Raw genomic sequence first — 12,622 nt, 5'->3', positions numbered from 1 at the left:
CTGTTCACCGAGGTCGAGACCGCCACGGGCGACGAACGCAAGGACGCCTGGCATCGGCTCGTGCGGCTCCTGTCGATCCACGAGACCGCCCAAGAAGAGATCGTCCATCCCGCTGTGAAGCGCGTGAACGGCGGCGAGCCGATCGTCGACGCACGCGTGGCGGAGGAACACCGCGCGAAGGAACTCCTCAGCACGATGGACGGCATCGGGCCCGACGCCGAAGGCTTCGACACGTTGCTCGTGCAGCTGCGCGACGACGTCCTGGCGCACGCGGAGCACGAGGAGCAGACCGAGTTCCCGTTGCTGCGCGAGGTGCACGACCAGGACCGCCTGGAACGCATGGCGAAGGCCGTGGAGGCCGCCGAGGCGATCGCGCCGACACGCCCGCACCCCGGCGTCAACGGCCCGATCGCGAACCTGGCCCTCGGCCCGGTCGTGGCCGTGGTGGACAAGGCCCGTGACGCCATCCGCAAGGTGCTCGGGTGAGGATCGTCGTGCGGTCTGCACGGGCGCGGCGGGATCTGGAATGGTGGCCCGGACACGACGCGCGTGACGTGCTGCGCGAGGTCGTCACGGCGATGGGAGGACGTGCGTGAACGAGGTCGACGCTGTCGTCATCGGCTCCGGCCCGAACGGCCTGGTCGCCGCGACCCTGCTGGCCGACGCCGGCTGGGACGTGCTGGTGCTGGAGCAGCGCGACACCCCCGGCGGCGCCGTCGCGTCGGCCGAGGTGACCGCACCGGGCTTCACCAACGACCTCTACAGCGCGTTCTACCCCCTCGGACTCGGATCGCCGGTCATCGGGGCGTTGAACCTCGACGTGCAGTGGGAGCACGCACCGGCCGTGCTCGCCCACGTGCTGCCGGACGACCGCGTCGCGCTCCTCTCTCGCGACGTCGCCACGACCGCGAAGTCCGTCGGCGCGTTCGCCCACGGCGACGCCGAGAAGTGGCAGGCGGAGTACGCGCGCTGGATGGCCATGCGCGACGGCGTGCTGGAGTCGTTGATGCGCCCGTTCCCGCCGGTGCGCGGCGCGGTGTCGTTGCTGAGGACCACGGGCATCGGCGACGCGCTGCGCCTCGTGCGCACGTTGACGCTCCCGGTGCGCCGCCTGGGCGAGGAGCTGTTCGAGGGCGAGGGCGCCCGCGTGCTGCTGGCGGGCAACACGATGCACACGGACCTGGGCCCGGACCAGGCCGGCGGCGCGGGCTTCGGCTGGCTGCTGGCGATGCTCGCCCAGGACGTCGGCAACCCGGTCCCCCGCGGCGGCGCCGGCGAGCTGGCCGCGTCCCTGGTGCGCCGCTTCGGCGGACGCGTCGAGACGGGCGTGAAGGTCACCGGTGTGCTGCACGCGCGCGGTGTGGCCGTGGGTGTGCGTCTCGAAGACGGCTCTGTCGTGCGCGCACGCCGCGCCGTCCTCGCCGACGTCCCCGCACCGAGGCTGTACCTCGACATGATCGGCGCCGACGCGTTGCCGTCGAAGCTCGCCGAGGACCTGCGCAGGTTCCAGTGGGACTCCGACACGATCAAGGTCGACTGGGCCCTGGACGGCCCGATCCCGTGGACCAACCCCGAAGCCGCGCAGGCGGGCACCGTCCACCTCGGCGGCGACGTGAACGGACTGGCCACCACGGCCCACGAGCTGGCGTGCGGCAAGGTGCCGCGCAACCCGTTCATCCTGATGGGCCAGATGACGACGACCGACCCGACCCGCTCCCCCGCCGGGACGGAGGCGGCCTGGGCGTACACCCACGTGCCGCTGGACGGTGGCTGGACGCCGGACCGCCTGAAGCGCCGCGCCGACCGCCTGGAGCTGATGATCGAGGAACGGGCCCCCGGCTTCCGCTCGAAGATCATCGGCCGCTCGGTGCTCGGCCCGGACGAGATCGGCTCGGTCAACGGCGGCACGTCCGCCATCCACCAGCAGCTGGTCTTCCGCCCGGTGCCGGGCCTGGGCCGCGCGGACACCCCGTTCGACCGGCTCTACCTGACCGGGTCGTCGGCCTGGCCGGGCGGCGGCGTGCACGGCGCGGCGGGCGCGAACGCGGCACGGGCGGCGCTCGCGCGGTGGGGCGCCGCGGGTGAGCTGTACAAGGCGCTGATCCAGGGCGCCCACCGGGCGATCTACTGAGCGCGTGGTGGAGCCGGCCCGCCGCCGGCTCCACTCGGCCTCACCGGGCCGGGCGGCCCTTCGCCAGCGCGCTCAGCCGGTGCAGCGTCTCGCGGTTGCGCGGCACCAGCAGCGCGTCCTGCACGACGTTCGGCATCAGCGTCGTCGGCCCGCGCACCGCCCGCTCCGCCATGGTCACCTCGGTGAGCGACTCCGAGCGCGCGGTCAGCGTGAACGTGATCCGCGCGGCGCCCACCGGCCACAGCCGCGCGTCCAGCTCCAGCAGGCGGTTCGGCTCGCAGCGCACCACCTCGGTGGTGTCCTCGATGGTCATCGGCCACGGGCCCACGCTGTGGTGGATCCGTTCGCCCGGCTCGGGCCAGCCGGCGTCGACGTCGCGGATGTGCGACGCGCCCACCACCCAGCCCGCGTACGACCAGCCGTCGGCGAGCACGGCCCACACGGCGTCGATCGGAGCGTCTATTTCCAGGGATACCTCAGCCACGCCTGAGTGGTACCCGCTGGGTCAGGAGGCAATCCGGCGGGTGCGGCGGCTTTCCGCCCTGCGCCGCAGGTGGTCGGCGGTCAGCTCCAGCTCGTAGGACCGCAGCGCCTGGTAGCGGGGTGAGATGCGCAGGGAGAACGTGCCGCTGAGCCGCTCGATCGCCGACGCCGCGCGCTCGAGGCGCCTGCGGGCCGCGTCGAGACCACCGGTGCTCAGCAGGTGCAGGCAGTTCTCGGCCTCGCCGTTGTAGGAGCGCAGCATCAGCGCCGAGAAGTCCTCGACGATCCTGCGCCCGGTCGCGTGCGGGCCGGGGTAGGTGGCCTGCGCGCCGCCCTCGACCGCGGCACCGGTCTTGATGAGCGTCTTCATCTCGGCGTGGACCAGGTCGAGCCGGGCCTGGTGGTCCAGGGCCGCCTCCGAAGGGCGATGACGAACCATGCCCGTTCCATCGCACGGAGCAACCGGCCGTTAACTCGCGCGCTACGCACTCACTCCATCGAGTGATCCGACGAACCGAACGAACCCTTCCGGGTCCTCGCTCGTGGCGGACTGCTGCAGGACCACGCTGGTCGCGCCCGCCTCGGCGACTCCCGCCACCAGGTCGGTGACGAACGCGCGGTCGCGCGAGTCGGTCTCCACGTAGACGACGACGGGGTGCTCGCGCGACGCCCTGACGGCCCGGACGCGGTCCAGGTCGGCCGACGCGTCGAGGATCGTGCCGTCGCCGACCTCGCCGGCCAGGCCGAGCGTCTTCGCGCCGAGCCCGCCCAGGTAGATCGGCATCGGCGCGGCGGGCGGCCAGTCGAGCGCCACGCCGTCCAGCTTCACGTACCGGCCCTCGGTGGTGACGCGTTCGCCGGCCAGCAGCGCCCTCAGCGCGGTCGTGTACTCGCGCAGCAACGTCAGCGGCGACGCCACGCGCGCGCCGACCTGTCCCATCCAGTCCTGCACGCCGTGGCCGATGCCGAGGGTGACGCGGCCGGGGAACAGGCGGTCGAGCGTCGCGGCCTCCATCGCGGTGAGGGCGACGTTGCGCAACGGCACGGGCAGCAGTCCCACCCCGACGTTCAGCCGCGACGTCCAGGCCAGCGCGGCGGACGCGGCGGCGATGCCGCTCTCCAGGAAGCAGTCCTCCCACAGCCACAGCGAGTCCACACCGGACTCCTCGGCCGCCAGGACCACGGAACGCAGGTTCTCGGGAGGGAGCTGGGGCCGGTAGACAGCGCCGAGTGTCGTCACCCGACCACTACTACCGGCCCCACCCCCGCTTCAGCAACAGGGTGTCAGCACCCGCAGCTGTGGTACGTGACGTCCCAGTGGTTCGACTCGAGGTAGTAGATGTTCCCCGCGTTCGACTTCCACTTGTTGCCGCCGATGGACGAGAACTTGCTCTTCACGTAGTTCGTGAGGCAGCTGTTCAGGCGGAAGTCCACCTTGTAGCCGTTCCAGTGCGAGTAGGTGCCCGACGCGTGGCCGGTCTCCGTGCCGCCGGTGATGGTCAGCGAGCAGCCCGACGCGCTCTTCAACGTCTTGGCGCCCGCGATGGTGGTCTGGTTGATCTGCTCGAACGACGTGCAGTTCGACTGGTTGCGGTTGCTGCAGTTGCCGCTCGAGTCCCAGCTGATGCCGGCGGCGCTCAGCTGCGCCGTCGCCTGCGAGTGGGTGTACTTGGCCGGCGCCGCCGACGCGACGGACGCGCCCATCAGCAGAGCGGCGAACATCGCGATCACGGCTGCGACCGTGCGAACGACCATGTGCTCTCTCCATTCAAGCCCGAACAAGGTGCCGCGAAAGCTAGGGAGAGCCGGTAAAGGAGCGCCTAAATCAGCCTTAGGCCGATCTTTGGCGCCTCAGTGGACAGTTGCGGCCGTCACCCACTGCAAGTCGATCGGAGCAACAATGCGCATTCGCCACGCCGTCGCGGCGACCGCGATCTCGCTGGGGCTGCTGGGAGGTCTGAGCGGCATCGCCCAGGCCTCCCCGGAGGGCGCCGCCGAGCAGGAGACCGGCGTCTCGCAGGTCCAGGCGGCGGCCGGGTACGGCGGCACGATCACCCGCACCGAGGTGATCAAGCGGGCCAAGGACTGGTGGGACCGCAAGGTTCCCTACAGCCAGTCCGCGTCCGCCTGGGACGTCAACAAGGGCAAGAAGTACCGCACGGACTGCTCCGGCTTCGTGTCCATGACGTGGAAGCTCACCACGAGCCGCAACACGCGCAACCTGGACGAGGTCGCCACCAAGATCTCCTGGGCGAGCCTCAAGCCGGGCGACATGATCCTGCGCAACGGCCACGTCAAGCTGTTCGAGAAGTGGGCGAACAGCGCCAAGACCTCCGCGTGGATCTACGAGGAGGGCAGCACCGCGACCGACATGGACCACGAGACCGTGTCCGTCTCGTCGCTGAAGAGCGGCGGTTACGCGCCGTGGAAGTACAAGAAGATCAGCGGCTGATCAGCTGATCGCGAGGCTCCACCGGGCGTGCCACTGGCGCACCTCCCCCGACTCCCTCGTGCCCAGTCGCGCGAAGAGCCCGGCGGCCTCGTCCCAGCAGCGGTCCGCGCCTGCCACATCCCCCCGGCAGGCGTGGGCCGCGCCCAGGTCCCGCAGCGTCCTGGCCCGCCACAGCGGAAGCCCGAGGTCGTCCCAGGCAGCGATCGACTCCGCCAGCACGAGGTGCGCGCCGTCGTAGTCACCCGCCACCAGCCGCCACTCGCCGAGCGTGCGGCGGACGAGGGCCTCGCCGAACCGGTCGTTCACGTCGCGGCAGCCGTCCAGCGCCTGCCGGATGAGCTGCTCCGCCGGGTCGAGCAGTCCCTTGCGCAGCAACACCTTCGCCAGTGCCTGGGCCGTGTAGCAGCCGAGCAGGTCGTCGCCGGCGCCCGTGACCATCTCGTGGGCGCGCCGGATGTGCGCCTCGGCCAGGTCCAGCTCGCCGCGGGCGCGGTGCACGAGCCCTATCCCGCGAGCGGCGAGCGCCTCGCCCCGCCTGCTGCGCGCGGCGCGGTAGCCGGCCTCCGCGGTCGCGAGCGTCTCGAACGCGCCGTCGTCGTCGCCCATCTCCCGTTTGATGGAGCCGATCCCGTAGAGGGCGTGCGCGACGCCTTCCGGGTCGTCCGACTCCAGCAGCTCGCGGGCCCTGCCCAGCGCCTCCAGCGCGCACGGGTACTCGCCGAGCTCGCGGCAGACCATGCCGATGCCGTTGATGGCGACGGCCTCGCCGTGCTTGTCGCCGATGTTGACGAACAGCGTCCGCGCGGTCTCGAACCACGACCGCGCCTCGACCAGGTTGTCGCGCTTGTAGTACATCTGCCCGAGGCTGCACCGCAACACCGCTTCGAGCCTCAGGTCGCCCGTCCTCCACACGGCCTCCAGTGCCGCCATGTGTGTCCGTTCCCAGGCCTCGTACCGGTTTCTGAGTCCGAACCACGCGAACACCAGCACTTCCGCCAGCTGCGACGCGATCTCCGCGAGCCCGAGCTCCGCCGCGCGTTCCACGAGCTTGGTGAGCAGCGGTTCCTCGCGCGCGAACCAGGCGTCCTTGTCGGTCGGCCGCGCCGCCGCGGTCACGATTCCCAGGGAGTCCTGGAAGCGCGGCACGGCGAGGAACAGGTGCTCGGTCAGTCCATCCACAGTGGACAGTGCGGCGACGACGGCTCTGCGCACGACGTCGTCGCGGTGCGCGGGCGGGTCCTCGGCCTCGGCGAGCTCGCGGGCGTGCAGCCGCACCAGCTCGTGCATCCGGTAGCGGGCGCTGCCGATGACGTCGAGCAGCCGCGCGTCGACGAGCTGGTCGAGGACGTCCTCGTCGAACAGGTGCGCCCACAGGAAGCTCGGCAGCTCCGGCAGCCCGAGGAACCCGAAGGTCCGGTAGGCGGCGCGGACGTTCTCGCCGAGCCCCCGGTAGGTGAGCTCCAGGCCGGCGCGCACGGCGAGGTCGTCGGCGACCAGCTCGTCGAGCCTGCTGCGTTCGCTGGACAGTCGTTTGACCAGCTTGGACACCGGCCAGTGCGCCCGCCCCGCCAGCCGCGCGCCGGTGATCCGCACCGCGAGCGGCAGGTAGCCGCACAGCCGCGCGACCTCGCGCGCCTGGTCGGGTTCGTCGGAGACCCGGTCGTCGCCGAGGATGCGCCTGAGCAGCGTGACGGCCTCGTCGCCGCTGAGCACGTCGAGCGGGACGCGGCGCACGCCCTCCAGCCCGCACAGCCTGCTGCGGCTGGTGATCAGCGTGAGGCAGCCGGGGCTGCCGGGCAGCAGCGGCCGGACCTGCGAGACGCTCGTGACGCCGTCCAGGACGATCACCACGCGCCGCCCGCCGACCGTGGCCCGCCACAGCGCGGCGCGTTCCTCCGCGGACTCCGGGATCCGCTCGCTGGGCACGTCCATCGCGCGCAGCAGGGCGTCGAGCGCGCCGGACGGCGACTGGAGGTCGACGAACAGCTGCCCGTCGGGGTAGCGGTCGGCGAGCCGGTGGGCCGCGTGGACCGCGAGCGCCGACTTGCCGACGCCCGCCGGGCCCTCGATCCACCACACGCCGCCGTCGCCGTCGAGCAGCCGGCCGAGCTCGCGGTCGCGCCCGGTGAAGTCGCCGGCGTCGCGCGGCAGGTAGTTGCGGCGGCTGTCGCGCGCGCCCTCCAGCACGTCGCGGTAGAGCTGCTGGAGCTGCTCGCCCGGTTCGACGCCGAGCTCGTCGACGAGCACCTTGCGCGTCTCGCGGAACACCCGCATGGCGTCCGCGCGCCGCCCGGCCCGCGAGAGCGCGGTCATGAGCTGGCCGCGCAGCCGTTCGGCCAGCGGGTACTCGGCGACGAAGATCCCGAGCCGTTCGACGATCTCCGCGTGCCGCCCGAGCGCGAGCTCGGCGTCGACCAGCGCCTCGGCGGCCGCGAGCCGCTGCCCGTCGAGCGTCTGCGCGAACACGACGGGCGTGCCGCGCCACAGCCGCAGCGCCTCGGTGAGGACCTCGGCCTTGGCCCGCAGGTCGGCCTCGTCGCCGGCTCTGGCGACGAGCTTGCGGAACAGGTGCAGGTCGACGTCGTCGGGTTCGGCGTTGAGCACGTACCCGGCGGCCCGGTGCTCGACCGGCAGCCCGGCTCTGCGCAGGCTGGAGATGTGCACCTGGAGCGACTTGCGCGCCTGCGGCGGCGGCTCCTCACCCCAGATCAGATCGATGAGCCGTTCGACGGGCACGATCTTCCCGCACTCGACGGCCAAGACAGCTAGGATCTGCGCGGGCTTCGGCGGCACTGACGGCTCGACCGGCCCGAGAATCCTGATCTCCACTGCGTGCCCCCACCAGTGTTGAAGATTCACCGAGTTACGCGCGGCATTGCCAAATTTTGACGCAAGCCCACGCGACCGAGTTCCACTTCCCGCCGAAGAGCACTCCAATGGACGCAGTTCTGGATACAACCAGACCAGGGATCTTGCGTCCAGTCGCACTTTCAGTGCGCATGAATGTGAACTTTTGTCCCGCTTTACCGGCTGGCTTTGAGCTTCGCGAACTCCTCGGCGAGAGCCGGCAGCTGGTAGTGCGCGTTCAGCCCGCTCGGATTGGGCAACAGCCACACCCGCGCGCCGCCCACCGTCTCGCCCTGCGGTCCGACCTGCGCTTTCTTGCGCCCGAAGGCCGCCCGGTAGACCGTCACGCCGAGCACGGCGAGAACGCCCGGTGAATACCGCTCTACTTTTTCGGTCAAGTCGATGCCGCCTTGACGCAATTCGTCAATTGTCAACTCGTCGGCCCGCGCGCTGGGCCGCGCGACGACGTTCGTGATGCCGAGACCCAGTTCGAGCAGCTGTTCCTGCTCGCCCGGCGCGAACTGCCGGGGCGTGAAACCGGACAAATGAAGGGCAGGCCAGAACCGGTTCCCCGGCCGGGCGAAGTGGTGCCCGGTGGCCTCGGAGACGAGGCCGGGGTTGATGCCGCAGAAGAGCACGTCCAGGCCGGGCTTGATCACATCCGCAATCACGTCGCCAAGCCTACGAGGCGACGCCTACCGTGCGTGGCGTGGCCGACCTGTCGATGACCTGGACCGTGCACGCGGGCTTCGCAACCGTGCGCGTGGGCGACTCGGACGGCTCGGCCGAGGCGCTCGCGTCGTACGTGTCGCCGGCGCCCGAGGACTTCCTGGGCGCGGTGGCGCGCCTGCTGCGCGGCTCGGCCACCGCCGAGGTGCGGTTCGAGGCGAAACCGGCGGTGTACCGGTGGCACTTCACGCGCGACGGGTCGCACGTCCGCGTGCGGCTGGCCGAGTTCCCCGACGGCCGGCGGCCGGGCACCGAGGTCTGGTCGACGCGGCAGCCGCTCGACGTCGTGGCGCGGGTGGTGGTCCGGCGCTTCGACGCCGCGGCACGGCGCGGTGAGGACACCTACGAACGCGAGTGGCGCCGGCCGTTCCCCCGGTTCGAGCTCGAAGGCCTGCGCGCCGCGTGGCGCGAGGTGACGCGATGACCCCGGTCCCGATCCTGTTCCTCGACGTCGACGGCCCGCTGCTGCCGTTCGGCGACGGCGTCACCGGCACGCCCGGTCTCCCCCGCCTCGACCCGGCGCACGGCCCGCGCCTCGCCGCGTTGCCGTGCGAGCTGGTCTGGGCCACCACGTGGATGGACGAGGCGAACGACGAGATCGCGCCCCGGCTGGGTCTGCCGCGGCTCGCGGTCGCCACCTGGCCGGACGACCCGGCCACCGAGGACGCCGACGTCCGGCGCGGCCTGCACTGGAAGACGCGCGGCCTGGTCGCGCTGGCAGCGGACAGGCCGTTCGCCTGGGTCGACGACGAGATCGGTGAGACGGACCGCGCCTGGGTGGCCAGGCACCACGGGCGCGCGCTGCTGCTCAGGGTCGATCCGCGCCAAGGGCTGACCGACACCGACTACCTCGCACTCGACGCCTGGCTCCGGACCTACGCCACGCGCTGACCGACACCGACCACCTCATCGCCGACGCCCGGTTCCGCACCTACGCCACGCGCTGACCGACACCCACTACCTCACCCCTGCGCGCCCAGCACCGGAACTACCGCGCAACAACACGACCAGCCGCCTCGCCGCCGCCCCTTCCTCCTGCGGGAGGCGGTGGATCATGGTTTCCGGACACCCATCAGACGGCGCCAGGCGTGGATCAGGACAGGGTTCACCCGTCCGCGTGACTGGAGGCGGCCACCGCCGGGACGCGGGGGCGGGGGGTCCACATCGTGTAGCCCGCGCGGCGGGCGTCCTCCGGGGAGTGGAAGAACGCGTCGCCCTTCATGCGCTTGTAGTAGGGCGAGTCCGGGGTGTGGAACATCATCGTGCGGGAGTTCGCCTTGATCGCGGGGAGCGCGACCGGGGGCTCCTCCATGATCGACAGGGGTGTGGACGCGGCGGTGGCCGAGGTCTCGCGTGAGCGCATGGTCAGCCAGGTGAGCACCACGCCGGCGAGGAAGGCGCCCGCGCACAGCAGGAACATCTGGAGGAAGAACCCGAACACCGAACAGCTCCTAGTCCGAAGTGAAGTCCTCGTCGACGCGCAGGCCCGGTGCGGCCTGGCGCAGGGCGTCGCTCAGCGAGCCCGCGCGCACCGGGTCCTCGACGCGTGCCGACGCGGTCAGGCGTCCGCCGTGGACGACGCCCGTGAAGTCCGTGACGCCCTGGTCGAGCACGGCGCCCAGCAGTGAGGCCGCCGCGGTCGGCGACACCGGGAGGCGTTCGCCCGCGTCCGGGGTGATCATGTCCGTGACGCGGTGGGCGGCGGTCAGCGCGCGCACAGCGTCGACGACCGACTGGCGTTCCACGGCGGACACGGCGGTGCCGGCCAGCACGATCTCCGCGGTGCGCACGGCGAACACCAGCGTGCCGGGTGCCGCCTCCTCCGCGGGACGCGACGCGAGGCCCAGCGAGGCCAGCAACGCGGGCACGACGAGGGCGCCGACCAGGACGCGTTGCGGCAACTGCACGCGCTTGACCTAATCGCATTCGCGCTGACCCGTGCCACCGCCCGGAGCGGAAGCCCCAGGACACCGGCACCGATTTCACTCGTTCGTGGACACCACGACGGGTTTGCCCGCGGCCACCAGGCGCCAGTCCGTGCCGGTGAAGCCGGCGGGGTCCAGCACGCCGGCCGTCCTGACCCAGTCGATCAGCAGCTGGCGGATCTCCTGCTGCCGGTTGTGCAGCACGGGCGCGGACGCGATGTGCGGGAAGTCGCCCCCGCCCGCCTACCGGTAGTTGTTCACGGCCACGGCGAACTCCATCGCGTCCGGCACGGGTTCGCCGTCGTAGAAGAGTCCGGCGATCCGCGACCCGACCGGCCGGGCGATGTCGATCGTGTACGTCAGCGGCGCGGTGAGCCCGTGGGCGATGTCGAAGTTGTAGTCCGGCACGTCCGCGGACACCTCGGCCTCGGTGAACGGGCCGGGGCCGGAGACCTGCGCGAAGTAGCGCGCCGACTCCTCCAGGAAGTCCCGCAGCTGCGCGCCGGTCAGCCGCACGCCCACGAGCGTGTTGTCGAAGATGTAGAGCCCGGCGACGTCCCGGATGGACACCTCGCCGCCGGGGATCGCCGCCGCCCGGTTGAAGGGCGCGCACAACGACAGCACCGGCAGCGACGTGGACTTCGCGACCTCTAGCGCCTGCACGTGGTTGATGAACCGCAGCGCGGGCGTGTCCTCGAACCGGGCCCGGGAGGCGGACATCGGCGCCGCGCACGTGCCGATGCGCGCGTTGACGTAGGCGACGACCTTCTCGTGGTCGCGCCGCAGCAGCCGGACGATCCGGGGGTCTTCCTCCGCACACGCCGACGACAGCACCGACGACCGCGACCCGGTCAGCTCCCAGCGGGACGAGTACCGCAGGTCGAACTCCAGCACGGACAGCCGTTTGCCCCAGTACAGCGGCTCGGTCAGCAGCACGGGCCGCCCGGTCACCTTGTTCACGACGAACCGCTCGGGGATCTCCACGTGCGCGTGCCCGACCAGGATCGCGTCGATGCCCGGCACGGTCTCGGCGACCAGCTCCGCGCAGTTCTCCGGGAACGGCACCTGGTCGCCGAGCGACGACGACAGGTCGGCGCCGGAGTGCGCCACCACGACCACGAGGTCGGCCTTGTGGCGGATCTCCGGAACCCAGTGCAGCGCCTGTTCGACGAGGCCGGGGAACGTCAGCACGCCTTCGACGTGGGCGCGGTCCCACACGGCGATCCCGGGGTTGGTGAGCCCCAGGACCCCGACCCGCAACGGCGGTCCGCCGGTCCGCCACACCGTCTTCACCACGTACGGCTGGAAGGCGGGCAGCCCGGTGGACACGTCCACGGCGTTGGCCGCGAGCAACGGGAACTCCAGCTGCCGCTCGAACGTCCGCAGCACCGGCAGCCCGTAGTTGAACTCGTGGTTGCCGACCGCCGCGGCCGTGTAGCCGATCGTGTTCATGGCCGCGGCCATGGGATGCACGTGTGCGCGCGTGATCGGCTCCACGCGCGCGTAGTAGTACGCCAGCGGTGTGCCCTGGATGGTGTCACCGGCGTCGAGCAGCAACGTCCGTTGGCGGCCGACGTCCGCACGCACCTGCGAGACCAGCGTGGAGATCTTCGCGAGCCCGACGTCGTCGTGCGCGAAGTCGTCGAACTCGCGGTCCCGGTAGTAGTCCCAGTTGAACAGGTTGCCGTGCAGGTCGGTCGTGCCCATCACCGTCAGCGTGAACGTGCGCAGACCGCTCACCTCCGGTCGTGGTCGGGCCGTTTGGTCCCGACCATAACCACTCACACTTGACCGGCGGCGCGGCTACCTGGTCGGAGGTGACTGCTGACCCTGTTGTCCCTGCTGGCCCCTCTGGCCCTGCTGACCGCGCTGACCGCGCTGACCGCGCTGACCAGGCTCGACCACGCTGGAGGCGACGGACTTGCCGTCCTCGGTGGTGGCGATCACGGTCACGGTGTCGCCTTTCTCGACACCTTCGGCCACGGTCTCGGCGTCGATCACGTAGGTCTTCGTGTAGCCGTCGGTGGACTTCACCTCGATGGAGGTGTCGCTGAT

15 protein-coding genes and 1 pseudogene are annotated in these 12,622 nt (G+C 71.4%); 5 read left to right on the top strand and 11 right to left on the bottom strand.

What is annotated here, in order from left to right; translation table 11 throughout:
- Positions 1-486 (top strand): hemerythrin domain-containing protein (locus tag VF330_RS05490; RefSeq protein ID WP_330850391.1); only part of this gene is annotated, 486 nt, incomplete at its 5' end.
- Between the two features lie 106 nt (positions 487-592).
- Entirely contained in the window at positions 593-2,131 is a 1,539-nt protein-coding gene (locus tag VF330_RS05485) for an NAD(P)/FAD-dependent oxidoreductase (protein ID WP_330850390.1), read from the top strand.
- A gap of 40 nt (positions 2,132-2,171) precedes the next feature.
- Here the strand turns inward: VF330_RS05485 and VF330_RS05480 are convergent, their stop codons facing one another.
- From VF330_RS05480 to VF330_RS05465, 4 genes are read right to left on the bottom strand one after another with little or no spacing between them, the layout of a single operon-like run.
- Entirely contained in the window at positions 2,172-2,615 is a 444-nt protein-coding gene (locus VF330_RS05480) for an SRPBCC family protein (protein ID WP_330850389.1), read from the bottom strand.
- 21 nt (positions 2,616-2,636) lie between these two features.
- Entirely contained in the window at positions 2,637-3,053 is a 417-nt protein-coding gene (locus VF330_RS05475; protein WP_330850388.1) for a DUF4041 domain-containing protein, read from the bottom strand.
- A gap of 42 nt (positions 3,054-3,095) precedes the next feature.
- Positions 3,096-3,854: an LLM class flavin-dependent oxidoreductase gene (locus VF330_RS05470; RefSeq protein ID WP_330850387.1), complete on the bottom strand. Its 759-nt coding sequence runs from the start codon at positions 3,852-3,854 to the stop codon at positions 3,096-3,098.
- Between the two features lie 44 nt (positions 3,855-3,898).
- Positions 3,899-4,369: a hypothetical protein gene (locus VF330_RS05465; protein ID WP_330850386.1), complete on the bottom strand. Its 471-nt coding sequence runs from the start codon at positions 4,367-4,369 to the stop codon at positions 3,899-3,901.
- A gap of 145 nt (positions 4,370-4,514) precedes the next feature.
- On the opposite strand from VF330_RS05465, the gene VF330_RS05460 reads away from it, so the two are divergent.
- A complete protein-coding gene (locus VF330_RS05460; protein ID WP_330850385.1) occupies positions 4,515-5,066 on the top strand; it encodes a hypothetical protein in 552 nt (183 codons plus the stop codon).
- On the opposite strand, the gene VF330_RS05455 is transcribed toward VF330_RS05460, so the two are convergent.
- Positions 5,067-7,859: an AfsR/SARP family transcriptional regulator gene (locus VF330_RS05455; protein ID WP_330850392.1), complete on the bottom strand. Its 2,793-nt coding sequence runs from the start codon at positions 7,857-7,859 to the stop codon at positions 5,067-5,069.
- A gap of 230 nt (positions 7,860-8,089) precedes the next feature.
- On the bottom strand, positions 8,090-8,584 hold the full coding sequence (gene mug, locus VF330_RS05450) for a G/U mismatch-specific DNA glycosylase (RefSeq protein ID WP_330850384.1): 495 nt from the start codon (positions 8,582-8,584) through the stop codon (positions 8,090-8,092).
- A 38-nt stretch (positions 8,585-8,622) separates the two neighbouring features.
- On the opposite strand from mug, the gene VF330_RS05445 reads away from it, so the two are divergent.
- Both VF330_RS05445 and VF330_RS05440 read left to right on the top strand, forming a co-directional pair.
- A complete protein-coding gene (locus VF330_RS05445) occupies positions 8,623-9,066 on the top strand; it encodes a hypothetical protein (RefSeq protein ID WP_330850383.1) in 444 nt (147 codons plus the stop codon).
- The gene (locus tag VF330_RS05440; RefSeq protein WP_330850382.1) at positions 9,063-9,533 is read left to right on the top strand and encodes an HAD domain-containing protein; all 471 of its coding nucleotides are present in this window, start codon (positions 9,063-9,065) and stop codon (positions 9,531-9,533) included. The genes VF330_RS05445 and VF330_RS05440 overlap by 4 nt, the downstream gene beginning before the upstream one ends.
- Positions 9,534-9,747: 214 nt before the next feature.
- Here VF330_RS05440 and VF330_RS05435 read toward each other — a convergent pair whose 3' ends face one another.
- The 5 genes and pseudogenes from VF330_RS05435 to VF330_RS05415 form a co-directional block, all read right to left on the bottom strand.
- The gene (locus VF330_RS05435; protein WP_330850381.1) at positions 9,748-10,083 is read right to left on the bottom strand and encodes a hypothetical protein; all 336 of its coding nucleotides are present in this window, start codon (positions 10,081-10,083) and stop codon (positions 9,748-9,750) included.
- A 10-nt stretch (positions 10,084-10,093) separates the two neighbouring features.
- The gene (locus VF330_RS05430) at positions 10,094-10,549 is read right to left on the bottom strand and encodes a hypothetical protein (RefSeq protein WP_330850380.1); all 456 of its coding nucleotides are present in this window, start codon (positions 10,547-10,549) and stop codon (positions 10,094-10,096) included.
- 75 nt (positions 10,550-10,624) lie between these two features.
- Entirely contained in the window at positions 10,625-10,771 is a 147-nt protein-coding gene (locus VF330_RS05425; protein WP_330850379.1) for a hypothetical protein, read from the bottom strand.
- A 39-nt stretch (positions 10,772-10,810) separates the two neighbouring features.
- Positions 10,811-12,307 (bottom strand): bifunctional metallophosphatase/5'-nucleotidase, encoded by a 1,497-nt coding sequence (locus VF330_RS05420; protein WP_330850378.1) that lies wholly within the window; start codon positions 12,305-12,307, stop codon positions 10,811-10,813.
- A 63-nt stretch (positions 12,308-12,370) separates the two neighbouring features.
- Positions 12,371-12,622: pseudogene (locus VF330_RS05415) on the bottom strand (hypothetical protein); the annotation flags it as partial.

This window comes from Lentzea sp., from assembly GCF_036380075.1.
Taxonomy (GTDB): Bacteria; Actinomycetota; Actinomycetes; order Mycobacteriales; family Pseudonocardiaceae; genus Lentzea.
Note: the sequence above shows the minus strand (reverse complement) of the source record. Positions and strands in the feature narration are given on the sequence as shown.

What these genes read in the sequence shown, in the direction of transcription:
- VF330_RS05475 (WP_330850388.1), bottom strand. Translation starts at nt 3,053, where the DNA reads ATGGTTCGTCATCGCCCTTCGGAGGCGGCCCTGGACCACCAGGCCCGG.
- VF330_RS05465 (WP_330850386.1), bottom strand. Translation starts at nt 4,369, where the DNA reads ATGGTCGTTCGCACGGTCGCAGCCGTGATCGCGATGTTCGCCGCTCTG.
- VF330_RS05460 (WP_330850385.1), top strand. Translation starts at nt 4,515, where the DNA reads ATGCGCATTCGCCACGCCGTCGCGGCGACCGCGATCTCGCTGGGGCTG.
- VF330_RS05440 (WP_330850382.1), top strand. Translation starts at nt 9,063, where the DNA reads ATGACCCCGGTCCCGATCCTGTTCCTCGACGTCGACGGCCCGCTGCTG.